Here is a 22,093-nt window from a genome sequence, read left to right on the forward strand (position 1 = left end):
CGACCATGATCCATCCGGGAAGCCCCCGGTCCGGCGGTGGGGATGCCCCTAGGTCAACCCGTAGACCGCGGTGGCGGTGGCGGTGAAGAGGTGGTGGCGTTCGGCCGGGCTCAGGTCCGCCGCCAGTTCCCGCGCCGCGTCGAGGACCTCGCCGTACGACGCCGCGAGCAGGCACACCGGCCAGTCGGAGCCGAACACCAGGCGTTCCGGGCCGAACGCGTCCAGCACCACCTCGAACCACGGCCGCAGGTCAGCCGCCGTCCACGTCCGCCAGTCCGCCTCGGTGACCAGCCCGGACACCTTGCACGTCACGTTCTCGTGCGCGGCCAGCGACCGGATGCCCTCCGCCCACTCGCCGAACGACCCGCCGCCGGCGATCGGCGGCTTGGCGCAGTGGTCCAGCACGAATCCCACGTCGGGCAGGGCCACCGCCGTCCGCCGGGCCGCCGGCAACTGGTGCGGCCGGATCAGCAGGTCGTACACCAGGCCCTGCCGGCCCAGTTCGGTCAGGCCGCGCCGCACGTCCGCCCGGCACAGCCACTCCGGGTCCGGCTCGTCCTGGACCTGGTGCCGGACACCGCGCAGCCATCGACCGCCGACCCCGTCCGCCAGCGCGTCCAGCTCGTCCGCGACGGCCGGGGAGGTCAGGTCGGTCCACCCGACGACCGCGCCGATGATCTCGTGCTCCTCCGCCAGCGCCAGGAGTTCGGGCGTCTCGTCCGCCACGGTCACCGTCTGCACCAGCACGGTCCGCGTCACCCCGGGAGCGACCGCCACCAGGTCCGCCACCCCGAACGACCGTCGGAGCGCGCCCATCGGCGGGTCGGTGATCCAGTCCTGGTCGCGCACGGACAGGTCCCACACGTGGTGGTGGGCGTCCACGATCACAGCAGGCCCTCCGCGCGCAGGTCGTCCCACAGGCCGTCGGGGACCGGCGCGTGGGCCGCGTTGGCCCGCACCTCCTCCGCCGACCGCGCCCCCACCAGCACCGACACCACCGCCGGGTGCCGGAACGGGAACGCCAGCGCCGCCCGCGGCAGGGTCACGCCGTGCCGCGCGCACACCCCGGCGATCCGCCGGGCCCGCCGGACCAGCTCGTCCGGCGCGGTCGCGTAGTCGTAGGTCGCGTCGTCGGGGACCTCCGGCCGGGCCAGCACCCCGGAGTTGAACACGCCCGCCGCGACCACCGCGACGCCGCGCTCCGCGCACAGGTCGAGGAAGCCGGCCGAGGACTGGTCCAGCAGCGTGTACCGCCCGGCCAGCAGCACCACGTCCACCCCGGTCTCCCGGACGAACCACTCGGCCGTCCCCCAGTGGTTCAACCCGACGCCGACCGCGCGCACGACGCCCTGGTCGCGCAGCGCCGCCAGCGCCGGGAACGCCTCCCGCGCCGCCTGCTCGGTGAACTCGGGCCGCAGGTCCACGTCGTGCAGCAGCACGACGTCGACCCGTTCCAACCCCATCCGGTCCACAGAGGACTCCAGCGAGCGCCGCACGCCGTCGGCGCTGAAGTCCCACACCCGGCGGTGCGTCGCGGGCACGGCGAACCCGTTGGCCAGGTCGTCCCCGCCGCCCTCGACGGGCTCCAGCAGCCGCCCGACCTTGGTGGACACGACGTACTCGTCCCGGGGCCGCACGGCCAGCGCCGCGCCCAGCCGCCGTTCCGACAGGCCCAGCCCGTAGTGCGGCGCGGTGTCGAAGAAGCGGATCCCGACGTCCCAGGCCGCGTCCACGGCCGCGAGGGCGTCCTCCGGGGTCACCTCCGAGTACAGGTTGCCGATCGGCGCGGCGCCGAATCCAAAGCGGGAAAACGAGATCACGGCAGCTCCGTCACTCCTGCACCTTGCCGGTGGCGAACCGGGTCACGACCAGCGCGAGGATGATCACCGCGCCGTAGGAGGCGTTGATGTAGAACCCGCTGACGCTGAGCAGCCGCAGGATGTTCTCCACCAACCCGAGCATCAGCACGCCGGACAACGCGCCGAACAGCGTGCCCCGGCCGCCCTGAAGGGAAATCCCGCCGATCACGGCCGCCGCGAACACCTTGAAGATCATGCCCGACCCCTGCGTCACCGCCACCGTGCCCAGCCTCCCGGTCATCAGGATGCCCGCCACCGCCGCCAGCAAACCGCCGATGACCAGCACGGCCCACACCACCCGGTCCACCCGGATGCCCGCCGCCCGCGCGGCCTCCTTGTTGCCGCCCACCGCGTACAGCGACCGCCCCTGCCGCAGGTAGGTCAGCGCGAAGACCCCAGCGGCGAACAGCAGGACGCACACCCACACCGCCGCCGGCAGCCCGAGCCACGTCGTCGCGCCCAGGTACAGGAACGACTCCGGCACGTCGAACAGCGTCTGCCCCTTGGTCAGCGCCTCCTGCAACCCGCGCAGCATGGTCAGCATCCCGAGCGTGACCATGAACCCGGACAGCCCGAGCTTGAGGACCAGGAACCCGTTCAACCCGCCGATCGCCGCCCCCACCAGCAAGCACACCGGGATCGCCGTCCACGCGGGCAGCTCGACGCCCAGGCCGTTGGACGCCGCCGGGATGACCAGGGCGATCGCCAGCGCCGGCGCGATGCCGATGGTGGACTCCAGGGACAGGTCCATCTTGCCCGCGATGAGGATCAACGCCTGCCCGAGCACCAGCAAGGACAGTTCGCTCTGCTGCTGGAGCACCGCCACCAGGTTGCCGGTGGTCGGGAAGACCGGGCTGACCAGCGCCCCGACCACGAGCAGGACGACGATCGCGGGCACCAGCGCCAGGTCCTGGTAGCGGCCCAGGCGGAACTTCGGCGGGTCGGCCGCGGCGCTCGGCGGCCGGGTGGGTGTTCCCGTCATGACATCCCTTCGATCGCCGCGATCAACTCGCCGTCGCGCCAGCTCCGGTCGAACTCCGCCACCACGCGGCCGTGGAACAGCACCAGGACCCGGTCGCACACGCGCAGGTCGTCCAGCTCGTCGGAGACCACCACCGCCGCCCGGCCCGCGCGGGCCTGCGCGTCCACCACGCCCAGCAGGGCCTCCTTGGACTTCACGTCCACGCCCGCGGTCGGGTTGATCAGCACCAGCACCGCCGGGTCGGCGGCCAGCGCCCGCGCCACGACGACCTTCTGCTGGTTGCCGCCGGACAGGTCGGACACCGGCTGGTCCGGCCCGGCCGCCTTGATGTCGTAGTCGGCGATCGCCGCGCGGCCCGCCGCGCGCAGCGCCGAACGCCGCACGAACGACGACAGCACGGTCATCGACGCGTTCTCCGCGATGCTCAGGTCCGCCACCAGGCCCTGGTGGTGGCGGTCGCGGGGCACGCAGCCGATGCCCGCGCGCAGCGCCGCCGGCACGTCACCGCCGCGGACCCGTGCGCCCCCGACCGACACCGAACCGGCCGAGGGCGAGCGCAGCCCGTACACGGTCTCGGCCAGCTCGTGCTTGCCGCTGGACGCGCTGCCCGCCAGCCCGACGACCTCGCCCGCCGCCACGGTCAGCGAGACGTCGGTGAAGGCGTCCCCGGACAGCCCCGCCAGTTCCAGCACCGGTTGCGCCGACCGGGTCCGGTCCGCCCCGTCGGGGACGTCGAGCCCGCCCGCCTCGCCGGTCATGGCCTCGATCAGCTCCGCCCTGGCCAGCCCGGCCACCGGCGCGGTGAGGACGTGCCGGGCGTCGCGGTACACCGTGACCGTCCGGCACACCTCGTAGACCTCCTGGAGGTGGTGGGAGATGAACAGGAACGACACGCCGGCCGCGCGCAGCGCCCGCATCCGGTCGAACAGCCGCTCGATCGCCGGTCCGTCCAGCTGCGCGGTCGGCTCGTCGAGGATGATGAGCCGCGCGCCGGTGGACAGCGCCCGCGCGATCTCCACCAGTTGCCGCTGCTCCACGGTCAGGTCGGCGACCCGGGCGTCCGGGTGCACCGCCACCCCGTACTGCTCCAGCAGGTCGGCGGCCCGGCGGCGCAGCGCCTTCCACCGGACCAGCGGGCCCTGCCGGTTGAGGAACAGGTTCTCGGCCACGGACAGCTCGGGCACGGCGGTGGACTTCTGGTAGACGCACGCCACCTTCTCCCGCCACGCCGCGCGGTCGGCGACGCCCGGCGCGGCCACGCCGGAGAACCGCACCGACCCGGCGTCCGGGGCGCGCATCCCGGTCAGCACCGACACCAGCGTGGACTTGCCCGCGCCGTTGCGGCCGACCAGGGCGTGCGTGTCGCCCTCCGCGACGGAGATGCGCACGTCGTCCAGGGCCACCGTGCGGCCGAACCGCACGGTCACCCCGGTCGCCTCGACGGCGTTCACTTGCCGATCTGGTTGCCCCAGAAGGCCTTGTCGTCCACGTTGTCCCTGGTGATCAGCGGCGCCGGCAGCTGGTCTTCGAGCAGGCCGCCACCGACGTCCACGATCTCGCTGCCGTGGTCGGTCCTGCCCGGCTTGAACGTCCTGCCCTCGATCGCGGCCTTGGCGTAGAACAGCGCCCACTCCGCGTACAGGTCCGCCGGCTGCGACACGGTCGCGTCGATCTCGCCCTTGCGGATGGCCTCCAGCTCCTGCGGGATGCCGTCGTTGGACACGATGAACACGTGCTTCGGGTCGGTCGGCGGGACGAGCATGTCCTTCTGCCGCAGCACTTGCAGCGTCGGCGCGAGGAACACGCCGCCGGCCTGCATGTAGATGCCGTTGACGTCCGGGTGCTGGTTCAGGCGGGTCTGGAGGGCCGCGGACGCCTTTGCGCCCTCCCAGTCCGTCGGCTCCTCGAACACCGTGATGCCGGGGAAGTTCGCCTTCATGCACTGCGCGAACGCCTCGGACCGGTCGCGGCCGTTGACCGAGGACAGCGAGCCCTGGAACTCGACGACCTTGCCCTTGCCGCCCAGCTTCTCGCCGAGGAACCGGCACGCCTTCTCGCCGTAGGCCTTGTTGTCCGCCCGCACGACCATGTACGCCTTGCCCCGGTCCGGACGGGTGTCCACGGTGACGACCGGGATCCCGGCCTTCTCCAGCCGGTCCAGGGTGGAGGCGACGGCGCCGGTGTCCTGCGGCGCCATCACGATCGCCTTGGCGCCCTGGCTCTGCAACGACTGCGCGTTGGCGACCAGGTTCTCCACCTTGTTCTGGGAGTTGGTCGGGGCCATCAGGTCGATGCCCAGCGCCTTCGCCTTCTCCGGCGTGTACTTGATGTAGGAGTTCCAGAAGTCGGAGTCGGCCCGCGGGTGGTCCACGCCGATCGGCCCGACGCCGGAGGCGCCGCCGGTGGTGGCCGCGGTGCCGCAGGCCGCGGTGGTGAGCGCGAGGCATACCGCTGCGACGAGGATGCTGCGACGCTTCATCGTTCCCTCGATCCCGGGGGGTGGTTCACCTGGGGTTTCGGGCGCAACCGCAGCCCGTGCATGCCACCGTCGACGGCGAGGACGGTGCCGGCGGTCGAACCGGACAGCGGGCTCGCCAGGTAGGCGATCGCGCCGGCGACCTCGTCGGCCGAGACCAGGCGCCCGTGCGGCTGCCTGGCCTCCAGCGCGGCCCGCTCGGCGTCGGGGTCGGGCGCCGAGTCGAGCAGGCGGCCCACCCAGGGGGTGTCCGCCGTGCCGGGGGCCACCGCGTTGACGCGGACGCCCTCCCGCACGTGGTCCGCGGCCATCGCCAGGGTCAGCGCGTGCACCGCGCCCTTGGTGGCCGAGTACAGCGCCCGCTGCGGCAGGCCCGCCCACGCGGCGATCGAGCCGGTGTTGACCACCGCCGCCGCGGGCGAGCGGCGCAGGTGCGGCAGGGCGGCGCGGGTGACCCGCACGATCCCGCCCACGTTGACCTCCCACACCCGCCGCCACTCGTCGTCGGGGTTGGCGGCGACGTCCCCCTGCGCGCCGATCCCCGCGTTGTTGACCACGACGTCCAGCCGGCCGAACCGGTCGACCACCGCCGCGACGGCCGCGCGCACGCTGTCGTCGTCGGACACGTCGGCCCGCAGGCCCACCAGCGGCGCGGCCACCCGCGGGTTGAGGTCCAGGCACGCGACCTCCGCGCCCCGGGCGGACAGCAGCTCGGCGGTGGCCAGGCCGATGCCCGACGCGCCGCCGGTGACGATCGCGACCAGTCCGGCGAAGTCGTTCACGACGCCGCCGTCCACACCGGACCGTCGGGGTAGCGGTAGGCGGCCAGGGTGTCGTCCTTGAGCCGCGCGGAGAACCCGGGCTCGGTGGGCGCGAGGTACCGGCCGCGGCGCACCACGGCGGGGTCGGTGAAGTGCTCGTGCAGGTGGTCCACCCACTCCACGACCCGGTCCTCCAGCGACCCGGACACCGCCACGTAGTCGAACAGGGACAGGTGCCGGACCAGCTCGCACAGCCCGACCCCGCCCGCGTGCGGGCACACCGGCACGCCGAACTTGTGCGCCAGCAAAAGGATCGCGACGTTCTCGTTGACCCCGCCGACCCGGCACGCGTCGAGCTGCACCACGTCCACCGCGCGGGCCTGGAGCAGCTGCTTGAAGATCACCCGGTTCGGCACGTGCTCGCCGGTCGCCACCTTGATCGGCCCCAGCGCGGCGGCGATGGCCCGGTGCGCCAGCACGTCGTCCGGCGAGGTCGGCTCCTCGATCCAGTACGGGTCGAAGGGGGCCAGCTCGCGCATCCACCGCACGGCGGTGCCGACGTCCCAGCGCTGGTTGGCGTCCACGGCGATGCGCACCCGCGGCCCGACCACCTCGCGGGCCAGCTTCATCCGCCGCACGTCGTCGTCGAGGTCGCCGCCGACCTTGAGCTTGATCATGTCGAACCCGTCGGCGACGGCCTGGCGGGACAGCGCGGCGAGCTTGTCGTCGGAGTAGCCGAGCCAGCCCGGCGAGGTCGTGTAGGCGGGGTAGCCGGCGTCCTGGACGAACGCCGCCCGCCCGGCCCGGCCCGGTTCGGCCGCGCGCAGGATCTCCAGCGCCTCCGCCGGGGTGAGCGCGTCGGACAGGTACCGGAAGTCGACCAGGCCGACGACCTCCTCCGGGGTCAACGCCGACAGGAACCGCCACAGCGGCACGCCCGCGCGCCGCGCCGCGAGGTCCCACGCGGCGTTGACCACCGCGCCCAACGCCATGTGCGCGACGCCCTTCTCCGGGCCGAGCCAGCGCAGCTGCGAGTCGCCGACCAGTTCGAAGTACAGCGCTCCGAGGTCTGCCGCGGTCTCGGGGACGGCCCGGCCGACCAGGTGGTGGGCCAGCGACCGGATCGCCGCGGCCTGCACGTCGTTGCCCCGCCCGATGGTGAACGCCAGGCCGTACCCGTCCGGGCCCTCGTCGGTGCGCAGCACGACGTATGCGGCGGAGTAGTCGGGGTCGGGGTTCATCGCGTCCGAGCCGTCCAGCTCCCGCGAGGTGGGGAACCGGATGTCGTGGACGTCCAGGGCGACGACGCGCGCCATCACGCCTGCCCGAACGTCTGGCGCTGCGTGCCCAGCCCGTCGATGGACAGCTCGACCACGTCCCCCGCCCGCAGGTACGGCTTGGGCTCGGGCTGCCCGAGGGCGACGCCCGCGGGCGTGCCGGTGTTGACCAGGTCACCGGGTCGGAGGACGAGGAACCAGCTCAGGTAGCGGATCACCTCGGCCACCGGGAAGATCATGTGCTTGGTGGAGGAGTCCTGGCGCGTGGTGCCGTTGACCGACAGCCGCAGGCCCAGCGCCTGCGGGTCGGGGACGTCCGCGGCGGGGACCAGGAAGGGGCCCAGGGGGTTGAACGTCTCGCAGTTCTTGCCCTTGTCCCACTGCCCGCCGCGCTCGATCTGGAACTCCCGCTCGGACACGTCGTGCGACACGGTGTACCCGGCCACGCAGTCCAACGCCTCCTCGTTGGTCTCCAGGTACCGGGCGGTGCGGCCGATGACGACGCCGAGTTCGACCTCCCAGTCCGTCTTGACCGAGTTGCGCGGCACCAGGACCTCGTCGTACGGGCCCACGATGGTGTCCGGGGTCTTGAGGAACACCACCGGTTCGGCCGGGATCGCCGCGCCGGTCTCCTCCGCGTGGTCGCGGTAGTTGAGGCCGATGCAGACGATCTTGCCGACGCCCGCGACGGGCGGTCCGACGCGCAGGCCGTCGGGGTCGAGCACGGGGAGCGTCCCGGCGGCCAGCGCGGCCCGCGCGCGGGCGATGCCGTCGGCGGCCAGGAACGGCCCGTCGACGTCGGCGGTCACCGGGCTCAGGTCGTACGTGGTCCCGTCGTCGGTCCGGACGGCGGGGCGTTCGGAGCCCGGCGCTCCGAGGCGCAGAAGCTGCACGGCTGGTCCTCCTCAGCGACACGAAATACATCGGATGTATAGCCCGTCAGGACCACCGCCGTCTAGGGCGTGACGCAGATTGCTCCGATGATTCCACCGCTCGCAACCCTGCGCAACGATGTCTGCGCATTCCGTGTTCGACTGGAAGGTTCCGATGAGACACCACCTCGCGGTGTTGGCCTCGACCGCCGCGCTGATCGCCTCGCTCGCCACCGCGGGCGTCGCCCACGCCGACGAGCCGCTCGCCGAACCGCTGTCGCCTTCGGCCGGGAAGGCCGACCGGACCGGGTCCTCGGAGCGGGTGGGCGCGGCCCTCGCGAAGGCGACCGGCACGGTCACGGCGTTCGTCGAGCTGGCCGAGACGCCCGCCGCCGAGGCCTACGGCGCCGAGAAGCGGCGCGGCGGCGTGGACGCGCGGGCCGCCGACGCGGCCAAGCGGTCCCGGCAGCGCACCGACGACAAGGCCGCCCGCGTCGTGGACGCGTTGCGCGGCAAGGACTCCGCCACCCGCGAGGTCGCCCGCACCGCCAACGCCGTGGCCGGCGTGGTGGTCAGCGCCGACGCCGCGAAGGTGCGCGAGCTGGCCGGGCTGCCCGAGGTGCGGTCGCTGCGCCTGTCGGTGCCCAAGGTCGTGCAGAACGCCGGTTCCGTGCAGCTGACGAAGGCCGCGCAGGTGTGGCGGCAGACCGGCCGGTACGGCGAGGGCATGCGGGTCGGCGTCATCGACACCGGCATCGACTACACCCACGCCGACTTCGGCGGCCCCGGCACGCCCGAGGCGTACCAGGCCGTCGACCGGACCGCGCCGTGGACGCCGACCGCCAAGGTCGTCGGCGGCTACGACTTCGCGGGCGACGACTACGACGCGGCCGTGCCGGAGAAGTCCACGCCCCGGCCCGACCCGAACCCGATGGACTGCCAGAGCCACGGCACGCACGTCGCGGGCACGGCCGCCGGGTTCGGCGAGAACGCCGACGGCTCCACGTTCACCGGCGACTACAGGACGTTGACCGACGAGCAGCTCAACGCCATGCGGATCGGCCCCGGCACCGCGCCCAAGGCGTTGCTGTACGCGCTGAAGGTGTTCGGCTGCGAGGGGTCCACCAACCTCACCGCGCAGGCCCTGGACTGGGCGCTTGACCCCAACGGCGACGGCGACTTCGGCGACCACCTCGACGTGGTCAACATGTCCCTGGGCTCGGACTTCGGCGGCCAGGACGACCCGGACTCGCTGTTCGTGCGCAAGCTCGTCGAGCACGGCGTGCTGGTCGTGGCGTCGGCGGGCAACGGCGGCGACTTCTACGACGTCGGCGGCTCGCCGGCCAACACGCCCGAGGCGCTGGCCGTGGCCAACACGCGGGACGCGTTCGCGCTGCTGGACGGCGTGACCGCGGGCGGGGTCGACCAGCCGGGCCAGTACAGCCAGAACTACACCGGCTACGCCGGCCTGGACCTGGCCCGTCCGGTGGTCGCGGTCGCCGCCGAGGGCAACGAGGACGGCTGCGACCCCATCGCCGAGGACCTCGGGGGCAAGTTCGTCTGGCTGGAGTGGGACGACAACGACACCACCCGCCGCTGCGGCTCGGCCGGGCGCACCGACAACGCCCAGAACGCCGGCGCGGAGGGCGTGCTGCTCACGTCCACGCGGGACAACTTCCTCGCCGCCATCGCGGGCAACGCGGGCATCCCGGCGTTCCAGCTCACCGGCACGGCGACCGCGGCCGTCCGGCCCGCGCTGACCGCCGGCACGCTGGAGGTCCGGATGCGCGGCGCGCTGCGCAACTCGGTGCCGACCACGACGCCGAAGCTCGCCGACACCATCACGCCGTCGTCCTCGCGCGGGTCGCGCGGCGCGGTGGCCGCGAAGCCGGACGTGGCCGCGCCCGGCGACACGATCGTGTCCGCGAACGTCGGCACCGGGAACGGCGCGGTGAGCAAGGGCGGCACGTCGATGGCCGCGCCGCACGTGGCCGGGATCGGCGCGCTGGTGCGGGAGGCGCACCCGGACTGGACCGTCGAAGAGGTCAAGGCCGCGGTCATGAACACCGCCGGCAACGACGTGAAGTCCGGTGACGACAACACCGCCGGCCTGACCGAGGCCCCGATGCGGGTCGGCGCGGGCCGGGTCGACGCGGCGGCGGCGGTGGGCGCGGACCTGCTCGCGATGGTCGCCGACGACCCCGGTTCGGTGGGTGTCTCGTTCGGCGCGGTCGAGGTGGCACGGTCGGTGTGGCGGACCAAGACGGTGAACATCGTCAACAAGGGCGCCGACCAGCGCACGGTCACCGCGGACTACCAGGAGGCCACGGCCGTCCCGGGCGCGGAGTACGAGGTGTGGCCGCGCTCGGTGACGGTGGCCCCGGGCAAGACGGCCGCCGTGCGGGTGTCGCTGCGGGTCGAGCCCGAGCAGCTGCGCAAGGTCGCGGACCCGACGGTGGCCAAGCAGCAGGTCGGCGTGGCCCGGCAGTTCCTCGCCGAGGCGTCCGGGCGGCTGGTGCTGACCTCCGGCGCGACGACGCTGCGGGTGCCGGTGTACGCCGCGCCCAAGCCGGCGGCGGACATCTCGGCGGGCGCGGTGACGTTCCGCGGCGACGTGGCGTCGGTGCGGCTGCGCGGGCGGGAGCTGGCGCAGGGCGAGGGTGACCAGGCGTACCGGTCGCTGGTCAGCGCGTTCGAGTTGCAGGGGTCGTCCGAGCGGCTGCCCGACTGCACCGACGAGGTGAAGACGGAGTGCGCCGTCAACGAGTCGGCCAAGGGCGGCGACCTGCGCTACGTCGGCGCGGCCTCCACCGCGCCGGTGGACCGATCCGAGGGGGCGTTGCTGGCGTTCGGCGTCGTGACGTGGGAGAACTGGGTCACGTTGGGGGCCAACAACTCCCCCGAGATCCGGATCGACACCACCGGCGACGGGGCGCACGACTTCCGCGTGCACGCGGCGAAGCCGACCGACGCCAACGGCAGCGTGACGGCGGACGTGTGGCTGGCGCGGACCGTGCGGGTGTCCGACGAGGAGGTGGTCGACGAGCAGCCGCTCAACGCGCTGCACGGCGAGGTGGACACGAACCTCATGGACAGCAACGTGGTCGTGCTGCCGGTGGCGTTGAAGGCGCTGGGCATCGACCCGGCGGGGGCGTCGTTCCGGCTGTCGTACACGGCGGGCACGACCGGCCAGTACGCCGCGGCGGGCAGCGAGGAGGGTTTCGTGGACCGCATCGGCACGCCGATGTCGTTCGACCCGCTCAAGCCGGGCCTGTCCGTGCGGCAGGGGACGACGCCGGCGCTGTCGTTCGTGGCCCGTTCCGGTGCGCGCTTGGAGGTCCACCGCGACGCTGACGCCCTGGCGGCGGACGGCGCCGAGAACCTCTTGCTCCTGCACCACCACAACGCGACCGAGGAGCGCGCTCAGGTCGTGAAGATGCGCGGCTGATCACTTGGCGCGACGGCCCGGCACAACCCGTCTGGGTGGTGCCGGGCCGTCGGTGCGTTCGACCATACTCGGGCGAATGGGCTTCGTGGTCGGCTTGGACGCGGGCGGCACCTCGACGAGGGCGCTGGTGCTGGACCTGGACGGCACCCGCCTGGGTGCGGGCGTGGCGGGCGGCGCCAACCCCAACTCCCACCCGCCGGAGCTGGCGGCGGCGCACATCTCGCAGGCGCTGGTCGCGGCCCTGGACGGGTTGGACGCGGCGAAGGTCCAGTCCGGGGTGCTCGGGATGGCGGGGTCGAGCAAGGTGCTCAGCGACCCGTCGGTGACGGCCCTGTTCGAGGCGGCGTGGACCGGTGCCGGGCTGCGCTGCCCGATGCGGGTGATCACCGACTGCGAGGCGGCCTTCGCGACCGGTTCGTCCGCGCCGAACGGCACGGTCCTGGTGGCCGGGACGGGTTCGATCGCGGCGCGCATCACCGACCACCGCCTGGCCGGGACCGTCGGCGGCTACGGCTGGCTGCTGGGCGACGAGGGTTCGGCGTTCTGGCTGGGCCGGGAGGCGGTCCGGGCGACTCTGCGCGCCCTGGAGTCCGACGCTGCGCTGGACCCGCTGGCCGAGGCCGTGCTGACCATGGCGGACCTGCGCGTGACCGACTCAAGACGGGACGTGTGGCGGCGCTTGATCACCACGTCGAACCAGAACCCGCCCATCCACCTGTCCCACTACGCCCCGCTGGTGACGGCGCACTTCGAGTCGCCTTCGGCGAACCGGATCATCACGGCGGCGGTGGACTCCCTCGCGGACCTGGCGATGTCGTGCCGCGAGGAGGGCGAGGACACGCCGATCGTCCTGGTGGGCAGCTTGGTCCACGCCCACCCGCTGGGCACCCGCCTCCGAGCCGAACTGACCGCGCGCACCCGGGCCACGGTCCGCATCGCCACGGAGGGCGCGGCCGGCGCGGCCTGGCTGGCGGCCGTGGAAGTCCTGGGCACCACCGCCCCGCGCCCCTGCTGACGGTCCGGCGGTCCGCGTCAGCCGTCGTCGTCCTCGCCCAGGTCCACTCCGAACTCGGCGGCCACGTCGTCGAGTTCGTGGCGTTCGCCGGAGTCGGTCACCACACGAGCCCAGGCCACAGCGACGAGCTTCATGTCCACGTCCCACTCCTCCTGGGTGTGCGTCGGCGAGGCCGAAGCTTGCCGGCCGGAGGCCGGCGCCGCTCAGGCGACTTCCCCGGGAACCCGCGGGTGGCGCAGCCCCGGGTGGTCCTTCGGCAGGGAGCGGCGCAGGAGCCACCAGCTCACCGCGATGCACACCGCCTGCAACGGCCACGTCAGCGCCGCCCGCATGAACCCCAGCACGACGACCTGACCTGCCAGCCACAACGCCCCGAACACGACCACCCGCAGCACGTACTGACCCACCCACGGCCACGACGCCACCCGGTACGCCCGCATCAGGTCCGGGTCCCGCCGCCACCGGAACTTCTGCCCCGTCACCAGCCCGACCACGACCCCCAGCAACGGCCACCGCACCACGATGCTCGCCGCCCACACCAGCGCGCTGGCCGCGTTCAAGAAGATCTGGAGCAGGAAGAAGTCCTCCGCTCGACCCGTCCGCAAGGCGATGTACGCCGCCAGCACCACGAGCGCCACCGACACCACCACCGCCCGCGGCCGGTCGCCGCGCACCACGCGGACCACCGCGATGAGCACCCCGCACAGCACGGCCGCCAGCGCCCCGACCTCGACGGACCGCCCCGCCAGCACCCACCCCAGGGCGAACGCCAACGGCGGCAGGGACGCGTCCACGGCGCCGCCCCGGCCGCCCAGCAACTGGCCCAGGGTCTCCTGACGGGTGTCGGTCATGCCTCCAGGGTGCCTTAGGGCAGCCTTACCCAGGTAACGGACCCGCATCGGAGCATTGACCCCGCATGACGCGCGTCACTACCGTGGCCCGAAATCGTCTGGAAAGTTAACAGACAGGAGAGCCGATGCGAGCCGGTAGCCCACGACTGCTGCGCGAGATCAACGACCGCGCCGCGATCGAGGCCTTGCTGCGCAACGGGCCCCTCACGCGCTCGGAGCTGGAGGGCATCATCGGGCTCTCCAAGCCCGCCACCGCCCAGCTGCTGACCCGCCTGGAGACCGAGGGCACGGTCCTGCGCAACGGCCTGCGCGGCGGCGGTCGCGGACCCCGCGCCCAGCTCTGGACGGTCAACGGCGCGCTGGCCCACGTCGCCGCCATCGACCTCACCCCGGACACCGTGGACGTGGCCATCGCCGACATCTCCGGCACGCTGCTCACCGAGCACTCCGCGCCCATGCCCCGCACGGACGTGCTGGAGGCGTTCCACGGCGCGGTGACCAAGGCCGCGAACCAGGCCGGGCTCTCCCCGGAGAGCCTCCACCACGTCGTCGTCGGGTCACCCGGTGCGGTCGACCCGACCACCGGTCGGCTGAACTACGCGCCGCACATGCCCGGGTGGGAGGGCTTCGACATCCCGGGCGCGCTCCGGGAGCTCCTCGGCACCAACGTCACCGTCGAGAACGACGTCAACCTGGTGGCGCTGGAGGAGATGATCGCCGGCCGCGCCACCGACATCAGGAACTTCATCCTGCTCTGGCCCGCCGACGCGGTCGGCGCGGCGGTCGTGGTCAACGGCGTGCTGCTGCGCGGCGCCACCGGCGGCGCGGGCGAGATCGACGCCATGCAGGTCCCCGACCACGCCACCGCCGAGACCGGCACGGACCGCACCGGCAGCCGCTACGGCGACCTGCTCGACAGCGCCGCCATCGTCAAGCTCGCCCGCGCGCACGGCGTGTCCGCGCGCACCGGGCACGCCGCCGTCCGCAAGGCCCTGAGCGAGGGCACGGCCGGCCGCGAGTTCCTGGTGGACCTCGCCCGCCGCATCGCGACCGGCGTGGCCAACGTGATCGCCGTGCTCGACCCCGAACTGGTGCTGCTCTCCGGCGACATCGCGCACGCGGGCGGCACGACGCTCGCCGACCTCGTCGCCGCCGAGCTGCGCACCCTGGTGGTGCCCCGCACCCCCGTCCAACTCGCCCTGGTGACCGGGAAACCGGTGCGTTCCGGCGCACTGCATTCCGCGCTGTCGGTCGTCAGGGAACAGGTGTTCGGCCTACCCGCCGCCACGACCGAACCCTTCCGCGGCCCGCGCCGGTAGCAGGCGGGCCGCACAACGTCCCCGACCGCACGTTGAAGAAGGAGAGCACATGCGCAAGGTCCCCCGCGCAGCGTTGCTTTGCGTGGCCGCCGCGGTGTCCCTGACCGCCTGCGCCGCCGGCGCCGGCAAGTCCGACCAGGCGGGTGGCCTCGCCGCCGCGCCCGGCAAGGACGACAAGTTCACCCTGACCGTCTGGAGCAACTACTCCGGACGCGAGCAGGACGAGGTCACCAAGGCGTTGGAGAGCTTCAAGAAGGTCTACCCCAACGCCGAGATCAAGCACGAGGGCAGCCAGGACGACGACAAGATCACCGCGGGCATCCGCAGCGGCAACCCGCCGGACGTCGCGCTGTCGTTCACCACCGACAACATCGGGCAGTTCTGCTCGTCCGGCTCGTTCCAGGAGCTCAAGCCCTACGTCGAGCGCGACAAGGTGGACCTCTCGCAGATCCCCGACGCCGTGCGGTCCTACACCGAGTACAAGGGCAACCGGTGCGCGATGCCGATGCTCTCCGACGTCTACGGCCTGTACTACAACAAGGACATGCTCGCCGCGGCCGGCATCACCACGCCGCCCAAGACCACGGCCGAGCTGCTCGACTTCGCCAAGCGCGCCACCAAGAAGGCCCCGGACGGCTCGATCGAGGTCGCGGGCTTCCTGCCCACGATGATGTTCTACAACAACCGCCCGCCGATCTGGGCGCCGAACTTCGGCGCGAAGTGGGCCGGTCCGGACGGCAAGTCCGCGCTGGCCACGCCCGAGTGGGCGGAGATGCTGAAGTTCCAGAAGGAACTGGTCGACTTCTACGGCTACGAGAACCTGGAGCGGTTCCGCGCGGGCCTGGGGCAGGAGTTCTCCGCGGACCACGCGTTCCACCAGCAGAAGATCGCCATGATGATCGACGGCGAGTACCGCACGGCGTTCCTGAAGGACCAGGCGCCGCAGGTCAGGTTCGGCACCGCGCCGTTCCCGACGATCAAGCCCGAGCTGTACGGCGCGGGCTTCACCGCGGGCACCATCATGGGCATCCCCAAGGGCGCGAAGAACCCAGGCGCCGCGTGGGAGCTGATCAAGCACATGTCGTTCGACACCGAGACGATCGTCAACCTGGCCAACGGGATCAAGAACATCCCGAGCACCAAGGCCGCGCTGACCGACCCGCGGCTGGAGGTGGACGAGAACTTCAAGACGTTCATCGACCTGGCCACCAGCGGCAAGCTCCAGGGCAACCCGGTGACGCCGATCGGTGACGCGCACATCAAGGCCATCGGCGACTTCGCCACCTCGTGGCAGGCGGGCAAGGTGCCGGACCTGATGGCGGGGTTGAAGGAAGTCGACAAGCAGATCGACGACCAGATCGCCAAGAGCGGCAAGTAGCCATGACCGCCACGCTCGAACGCGTGGAGGAGGTCCGGACCGCCCCCGCGAAGGGGCGGTCCCGGGCCCGCGCGCGCCAACGGTGGACCGTCCTGGCCTTCCTGGCCCCCGCGATCCTGGGTTTCCTGCTGTTCTTCGGCTACCCGCTGGTCGCGACGGTCGGCTTCTCCTTCACCAAGTACGACCTGATCAACCCGCCCGAGTGGACCGGGCTGGACAACTACTCGTACATGTTCGGGGACAAGCTGTTCCGGACCGCGGTCTACAACACGATGTGGTTCGTCGTGGTGCTGACCGTCGCGCGGGTGGTGTTCGCGCTCGGGGTCGCGTCGGTGATCGCCCGGCTGAAGTCGGGCGTGGGCCTGGTGCGGACGCTGTGCTACCTGCCCTCGCTCGCGCCGCCGGTCGCCGCGACCCTGGTGTTCTTCCTGGTCATGCGGCCCAACGACGGCCCGCTGGACACGTTGCTGGCCTGGTTCGGCGTCGAGGGGCCGCTGTGGTTCGCCGACCCGGCGTGGGCCAAGCCGGGCATCACGGCCGTGATGCTGTGGGTGTCCGGCGACCTGATGATCATCATCCTGGCCGCGATCCTGGACGTGCCGCAGGAGCAGTACGAGGCGGCCGAGCTGGACGGCGCGGGGCCGTTGCGGCGGTGGCGGCACATCACGCTGCCGTCCATCTCGCCGGTGCTGATGTTCGGTGTCGTGAACTCGATCATCCTGGCGTTGCAGCTGTTCACGCAGGCGGTGGTGGCGGGGTCGGCGGCCAGCGGGTCGGCCGACGTCACCGGCAACACGAAGATCCTGGGCTTCCCGGAGAACTCGACGCTGACGTTCCCGGTGTGGCTCTACACGCAGGGCTTCCGGTACTTCGACATGGGTTACGCGGCGGCGATGGCGACCGTGCTGTTCGTCGTGTCGTTCGCGGCGACGGCGGTGCTGGTGCAGCGCATGCGCAAGGCCACCCACCAAGAAGAGGGAGGGGGAGGCGCATGACCGCCGTGCTCGACGCCCCGCCGCGGCGGCCGGCGAACTGGAGGGGCGCGCTGGACTGGGTCGCGGTGCACAGCCTCGGCCTGGCGCTGGGCCTGATGTTCGCGCTGCCCATCGTGTTCGTCTTCCTCACCGCCGTGATGTCGGACAACCAGGCGTTCACCAAGGACCTGTGGCCGCGCGAGTGGCACTGGGGCAACTTCGTGGAGGTCTTCGACAAGGCCCCGCTGCTGGAGTACCTGGGCAACAGCCTGCTGTACTCGCTGCTCGCGACCGCGGGGATGCTGCTGTCGTCGATCCCGGCCGCGTACGCGCTGGCCAAGCTGCGCTGGCGGGGCCGCAACGCGGTGTTCCTGCTGGTGGTGGGCGCGATGATGCTCCCGCCGCAGGTGGTCGCCGTGCCGCTGTACGACACGTGGTCGAGCCTGGGCCTGACCGGCACGCTGTGGCCGCTGATCGTGCCGTACTTCCTGTTCGACGCGTTCAGCATCTTCCTGCTGCGCCAGTTCATCCTGACCATCCCGCAGTCCTATGTGGACGCGGCGCGGGTGGACGGGTGCACGGAGTTCCAGGCGCTGCTGCGGGTCGTCGTGCCGATGGCGCGGCCGGGCATCGCCGCCACCGCCCTGTTCTGCTTCCTGTTCACCTGGAACGACTACTTCGGCCCGCTGCTCTACACCGGCGAGCGGCCGGACGAGTGGACCCTGTCGCTGGCGCTGTCGTCGTTCAAGGGCCTGCACCACGTGCAGTGGAACCTGGCGATGGCCGTGACGCTGCTGATCATGGTCCCCGCGGTGGTGCTGTTCGCCTTCGCCCAGCGCTCGTTCGTCAAGGGCATCACATTCACTGGAGTCAAAGGATGAAGCTCACCGTTGTGGGCGGCGGGTCGACGTACACGCCGGAACTGGTCGACGGCATCGCGGGACGCCGGACCAGCCTGGCCGTGGACGAGATCGCGCTCGTGGACCCGGACGCCGAGCGGTTGGCCGTCGTCGGCGCGTTCTCGCGGCGGCTGCTCGCGCACGCCGGGCACCCGGCGCGGGTCACCACCACGACCGACCTGGACCGTGGGGTCGAGGGCGCGTCGGCGGTGCTGCTGCAACTGCGCGTCGGCGGGCAGGCGGCGCGGGCGCAGGACGAGACGTTCCCGCTGGTGTGCGACTGCGTGGGGCAGGAGACGACCGGCGCGGGCGGGCTGGCCAAGGCGCTGCGGACCGTGCCGGTGGTGCTGGACATCGCCGAGCGGGTGCGGGCGCTGGCCGGTGAGGACACGTGGATCGTCAACTTCACCAACCCGGTCGGGATCGTGACCAGGGCGTTGTTGCGGGCCGGGCACCGCGCGGTGGGCCTGTGCAACGTCGCGATCACGTTCCAACGCTGGACGTCGGCCCTGCTGGGCGTCCACCCCGAGGCGGTGACGCTCGGCCACGTCGGCCTGAACCACCTGACCTGGGCACGCGAAGTCCTGGTGGACGGCGTCAACCGCCTGCCCGAACTGCTGGAGCACCACGGGGAAGCGCTCGCCTCGCACATCGGGCTCCCCGCGTCGCTCATGCGCCGCATGGGCGTCGTCCCGTCGTACTACCTGAAGTACTTCTACGAGCACGACGACGTTGTCAGGAAGCAGAAGACCGACCCACCCCGCGCTGAAGTCGTTGCGGGCGTGGAAAAGGAACTGCTCGGCATCTACGGCGATGTCAACGTCGTCACCAAGCCCGTGCAGCTGTCCCAGCGCGGTGGCGCGTACTACTCCGAGGCCGCGGTGCAGCTGGTGCACGCGCTGACCGACGGGACGAGCGCCGAGCGGCACATCGTGAACGTGCGCAACGACGGCACGCTGCCGTTCCTGCCCGACGACGCCGTGGTCGAGGTGCCGGCGACCGTGACCGCCGACGGCGCGACGCCGCTGCCGGTGGACCCGGTCGAACCCGCGATCGCCGGCCTGGTCGCGCACGTCACCGCGTACGAGCAGTTGGCGCTGGAGGCCGCGGTGCACGGCGGGCGGGACCGGGTGGCCGACGCGCTGCTCGCGCACCCGCTGGTCGGCCAGCACGCGGTCGCGGACCGGTTGGCCGACGAGCTGGTGGCGCGCAACAGCGACTTCCTGCCGTGGGCGAAGGGGGCTTGATGGTCGACCGGGTGCTCGCCATCGACGGCGGCAACAGCAAGACCGCCGTGGCGCTGGTCGACGTGGAGGGGCGGGTCCTCGCGCAGGTGCGCGGGCCGGGGGCCTCGCCGCAGAACGTCGGCCTGCCGCGCAGCCTGGAGGTGTTCGGGGAGCTGGTCGCCGAGGCGGCCCGGCGCGCCGGGCTGCCCCCGACCGAGCGGGTCGCCACGCACACCGCCGCGTACCTGGCGGGCGCCGACCTGCCCCGGGAGGAGGAGGACCTGCGGGCCGCCATCGAGGGGCTCGGGTGGTCGGACACGACCGTCGTCGGCAACGACACGTTCGCGCTGCTGCGGGCGGGCACGTCCGACGGCATCGGCGTGGCCGTGGTGTGCGGGGCGGGGATCAACTGCGTCGCCGTGGCGCGGGACGGCCGGACCCACCGGTTCCCCGCGCTGGGCCGGATCTCCGGGGACTGGGGCGGCGGCGGGCACATCGGCGGCGAGGCGCTGTGGCTGGCCGTGCGGGCGGAGGACGGGCGCGGCGAGCCGACCGCGCTGCTGCCCGCCGTGATCGCCCACTACGGGACGCGGACGGTGGCGGAGGCGGTCGCGCGACTGCACTTCGCGGAGGTCGAGTTCGACCCGCACGCCCTGTGCCCGCTGCTGTTCGAGGTCGCGGCGGCGGGCGACGCGGTGGCCCGCGCGGTCGTGGACCGGCTGGTCGAGGAGGTCGCGCTGCTGGCGTCGGTGTCGCTGCGCCGGCTTGAGCTGCTGGACGAGCCGGTGGACGTGGTGCTCGGCGGCGGCGTGCTGACCGGCACGAACGGCGTGGTCGTGGACGCGGTCCGCGACCGGCTGCGCGCCGTGGCCCCCCTGGCCGGGGTGCGGGTGGTGGACGTGCCCCCGGTGGTCGGCGCGGCCCTGCTCGGCCTGGACGCGCTGGGCGCCCCGCCGGGCGCGGAACTGCGGCTGCGCACGGCGTACGAGTCGCAGGTGCCCGTGGAGGTGACGGGCTAGCAGACCCCGGTGCGCGCGGGAGGTGTCAGGCGGCGGCCCTCCCCCGCGCACCGGACCCACCCCCGCTGCCAGGGGGTTGCTCGGCGGCGGCTCCTCCTGGCGGCGGGCCCCCACGGCGGTGTCATGCGCCCGACACCGTCGTGGGGATCTCGAACGACGACGTGCTCACCGGCACGCTGACCGTCAGTTCGGGAACGGTCACGGACGGCGTCGGCGCGGCCACCGACGTGGACGTGATCTCCGTTGCAGTCGGCTGTGTTCCGACCGTAGTCGTCGTGGTGGTCGCCCACCGGCGCGCGGTGGTGGTGACCGACACCTCGACCCCTTCGAAGTCCATCGGCGGCCCGTCCCCGCCGGCCCGCTGCGTTGGCGCGGGAGAGGTGCCGACGCGCTGCTCGCGCGGCGGTTCGGGCTCGGCCCGGGTGAGGGCGACAGCGGTCACGACGCCGGCCAGCACGGCCAGCGCGCCGAACGAGAGGACCGGGAGGGGCGGACGCGGCACGGACGGCAGGGTAGGCCCACCGACGTGACGAACCGCCCAATGCAGACACCGAGTCCCACCATCGAGTGACCCGGGAACCGCGACCCGCCCAACCGACGCTGGCGTAGGTCGGACGCGCGGAGGCATCCTGTTCAGCGCGCGCGGATCACGGGGGTGCCCGCGCGGCAGCACCGAGGGAGGGGCGCTAGTGGACGGGATGGACAGCTTCGTCGCGTTGGGGGACAGCTTCACGGAGGGCATGGACGACCCGGGTCCGAACGGCACGTACACGGGGTGGGCGGACCGCCTGGCGGGTCTGCTGTCGCTGCAACGGCCGGGCCTGCGGTACGCGAACTTCGCGGTGCGCGGCAAGATGCTGCAGGAGATCGTGGACGAGCAGATCCCGCTGGCGGTGTCGTTGAAGCCGAAGCTCGCGACGTTCTGCGGCGGCGGCAACGACATCCTGGTCCCGGGGTCCGACCCGGACGCGCTGGCGGAGGTCTACGAGATCGCGGTGGCGGACCTGCGGGCGGCCGGCGCGGAAGTCCTGATCTTCACGGGCTTCGACCCGAAGCACACGCCGTTCCTGCGCTCGCTGCGCGGGAAGATCGCGATCTACAACAGCCACCTGTGGTCGGTGGCCGAGCGCTACCACTGCCGAGTGGTGGACCTGTGGTCGATGACCGTCCTGCACGACCGGAGGGCGTGGAGCGAAGACCGCCTCCACCTGTCCACGGAGGGCCACCGCAGGGTTGCCTTGCGCGCGGCGGAAGTGCTCGGCTTCAAGCAGCCGGAGGACTGGAGCACCCCGTGGCCCCCACTGGAGGACGAGGACTGGATGACCCAACGCCGCCACGACCTCAAGTGGGCCCGAGAACACGTGGTCCCGTGGATCGGCCGCCAACTACGCGGAGAATCGATGGGCGACGGCGTAGCCCCGAAGCGCCCAGAACTACTCCCGGTCTGCTCGGACTGACACAAACCCACACAGCGGCAAGCCTTTCGCCGCGCCCCGCGCGGCCGGGCTCCCAGCCACAGAGGGGCTCCGTGTTCCCCACCGTATGACCTGCCCGAAGGGCTACCACACTTTTCGGGGGTCGGGCCAAAAAGTTTGCGAGGAACGAGCAAAGTTTTTCGACCGACCCCCGAGAAGTGTGGTTGAGGTGCCTGAAGGATCTCGGACAGTGACCCAAAGTAGAATTGGGTGACTGAACGGAGTGGTTGTGGCACACAAGAAATCGCGGCGGCACAGCGCC

Annotated in this window: 19 protein-coding genes; 9 read left to right on the forward strand and 10 right to left on the reverse strand. The window is 72.5% G+C overall.

Annotated features, from left to right (window positions below):
- Positions 1–48 precede the first annotated feature (48 nt).
- The 8 genes from ABD126_RS07625 to ABD126_RS07660 are packed head-to-tail and all read right to left on the reverse strand — an operon-like array spanning position 49 to position 8,248.
- Positions 49–888, reverse strand: coding sequence for an amidohydrolase family protein (locus ABD126_RS07625; RefSeq protein ID WP_343932926.1), 840 nt, complete (start codon positions 886–888; stop codon positions 49–51).
- Complete coding sequence (locus ABD126_RS07630; RefSeq protein ID WP_343932927.1) at positions 885–1,820, reverse strand: aldo/keto reductase; 936 nt, start codon at positions 1,818–1,820, stop codon at positions 885–887. The genes ABD126_RS07625 and ABD126_RS07630 overlap by 4 nt, the downstream gene beginning before the upstream one ends.
- A gap of 10 nt (positions 1,821–1,830) precedes the next feature.
- Positions 1,831–2,841, reverse strand: coding sequence for an ABC transporter permease (locus ABD126_RS07635; protein WP_343932928.1), 1,011 nt, complete (start codon positions 2,839–2,841; stop codon positions 1,831–1,833).
- On the reverse strand, positions 2,838–4,292 hold the full coding sequence (locus ABD126_RS07640; RefSeq protein WP_343932929.1) for a sugar ABC transporter ATP-binding protein: 1,455 nt from the start codon (positions 4,290–4,292) through the stop codon (positions 2,838–2,840). The genes ABD126_RS07635 and ABD126_RS07640 overlap by 4 nt, the downstream gene beginning before the upstream one ends.
- The gene (locus tag ABD126_RS07645; RefSeq protein WP_343932930.1) at positions 4,289–5,320 is read right to left on the reverse strand and encodes a sugar ABC transporter substrate-binding protein; all 1,032 of its coding nucleotides are present in this window, start codon (positions 5,318–5,320) and stop codon (positions 4,289–4,291) included. Before ABD126_RS07645 ends, ABD126_RS07640 begins: the two co-directional genes overlap by 4 nt.
- Entirely contained in the window at positions 5,317–6,099 is a 783-nt protein-coding gene (locus ABD126_RS07650) for an SDR family NAD(P)-dependent oxidoreductase (RefSeq protein ID WP_343932931.1), read from the reverse strand. Before ABD126_RS07650 ends, ABD126_RS07645 begins: the two co-directional genes overlap by 4 nt.
- A complete protein-coding gene (locus ABD126_RS07655) occupies positions 6,096–7,394 on the reverse strand; it encodes an enolase C-terminal domain-like protein (protein ID WP_343932932.1) in 1,299 nt (432 codons plus the stop codon). The genes ABD126_RS07650 and ABD126_RS07655 overlap by 4 nt, the downstream gene beginning before the upstream one ends.
- Positions 7,394–8,248, reverse strand: coding sequence for a fumarylacetoacetate hydrolase family protein (locus tag ABD126_RS07660; RefSeq protein ID WP_343932933.1), 855 nt, complete (start codon positions 8,246–8,248; stop codon positions 7,394–7,396). Before ABD126_RS07660 ends, ABD126_RS07655 begins: the two co-directional genes overlap by 1 nt.
- A 154-nt stretch (positions 8,249–8,402) precedes the next feature.
- Between ABD126_RS07660 and ABD126_RS07665 the strand changes: the two genes are divergently transcribed.
- The gene (locus ABD126_RS07665; RefSeq protein WP_343932934.1) at positions 8,403–11,675 is read left to right on the forward strand and encodes a S8 family serine peptidase; all 3,273 of its coding nucleotides are present in this window, start codon (positions 8,403–8,405) and stop codon (positions 11,673–11,675) included.
- Between the two features lie 76 nt (positions 11,676–11,751).
- A complete protein-coding gene (locus ABD126_RS07670; protein WP_343932935.1) occupies positions 11,752–12,690 on the forward strand; it encodes an N-acetylglucosamine kinase in 939 nt (312 codons plus the stop codon).
- A gap of 203 nt (positions 12,691–12,893) precedes the next feature.
- Here ABD126_RS07670 and ABD126_RS07675 read toward each other — a convergent pair whose 3' ends face one another.
- Positions 12,894–13,541: a DUF3159 domain-containing protein gene (locus ABD126_RS07675; RefSeq protein ID WP_343932936.1), complete on the reverse strand. Its 648-nt coding sequence runs from the start codon at positions 13,539–13,541 to the stop codon at positions 12,894–12,896.
- Positions 13,542–13,666: 125 nt separating this feature from the next.
- Between ABD126_RS07675 and ABD126_RS07680 the strand changes: the two genes are divergently transcribed.
- Genes ABD126_RS07680 through ABD126_RS07705 form a run of 6 tightly spaced genes read left to right on the forward strand, consistent with a single transcriptional unit; the run spans position 13,667 to position 20,356 of the window.
- Complete coding sequence (locus ABD126_RS07680; protein ID WP_343932937.1) at positions 13,667–14,860, forward strand: ROK family transcriptional regulator; 1,194 nt, start codon at positions 13,667–13,669, stop codon at positions 14,858–14,860.
- Between the two features lie 49 nt (positions 14,861–14,909).
- Positions 14,910–16,238, forward strand: a complete 1,329-nt coding sequence (locus tag ABD126_RS07685) for an ABC transporter substrate-binding protein (RefSeq protein WP_343932938.1) — start codon at positions 14,910–14,912, stop codon at positions 16,236–16,238.
- A 2-nt stretch (positions 16,239–16,240) separates the two neighbouring features.
- Positions 16,241–17,233 carry a carbohydrate ABC transporter permease gene (locus ABD126_RS07690; protein WP_343932939.1) on the forward strand — a complete coding sequence of 331 codons (993 nt, stop codon included), beginning with the start codon at positions 16,241–16,243 and terminating at the stop codon, positions 17,231–17,233.
- Positions 17,230–18,093, forward strand: coding sequence for a carbohydrate ABC transporter permease (locus ABD126_RS07695; RefSeq protein WP_343932940.1), 864 nt, complete (start codon positions 17,230–17,232; stop codon positions 18,091–18,093). Before ABD126_RS07690 ends, ABD126_RS07695 begins: the two co-directional genes overlap by 4 nt.
- Positions 18,090–19,358: a 6-phospho-beta-glucosidase gene (locus tag ABD126_RS07700; RefSeq protein ID WP_343932941.1), complete on the forward strand. Its 1,269-nt coding sequence runs from the start codon at positions 18,090–18,092 to the stop codon at positions 19,356–19,358. The genes ABD126_RS07695 and ABD126_RS07700 overlap by 4 nt, the downstream gene beginning before the upstream one ends.
- Complete coding sequence (locus ABD126_RS07705) at positions 19,358–20,356, forward strand: N-acetylglucosamine kinase (protein WP_343932942.1); 999 nt, start codon at positions 19,358–19,360, stop codon at positions 20,354–20,356. Before ABD126_RS07700 ends, ABD126_RS07705 begins: the two co-directional genes overlap by 1 nt.
- Before the next feature lie 121 nt (positions 20,357–20,477).
- Here ABD126_RS07705 and ABD126_RS07710 read toward each other — a convergent pair whose 3' ends face one another.
- The gene (locus ABD126_RS07710; protein ID WP_343932943.1) at positions 20,478–20,858 is read right to left on the reverse strand and encodes a hypothetical protein; all 381 of its coding nucleotides are present in this window, start codon (positions 20,856–20,858) and stop codon (positions 20,478–20,480) included.
- A 196-nt stretch (positions 20,859–21,054) separates the two neighbouring features.
- Here ABD126_RS07710 and ABD126_RS07715 point away from each other — a divergent pair, with 196 nt between their 5' ends.
- Positions 21,055–21,813, forward strand: coding sequence for an SGNH/GDSL hydrolase family protein (locus ABD126_RS07715; RefSeq protein WP_425542762.1), 759 nt, complete (start codon positions 21,055–21,057; stop codon positions 21,811–21,813).
- The last annotated feature ends 280 nt before the right edge of the window (positions 21,814–22,093 follow it).

This window comes from Saccharothrix mutabilis subsp. mutabilis, from assembly GCF_039521145.1.
GTDB lineage: Bacteria > Actinomycetota > Actinomycetes > Mycobacteriales > Pseudonocardiaceae > Actinosynnema > Actinosynnema mutabilis.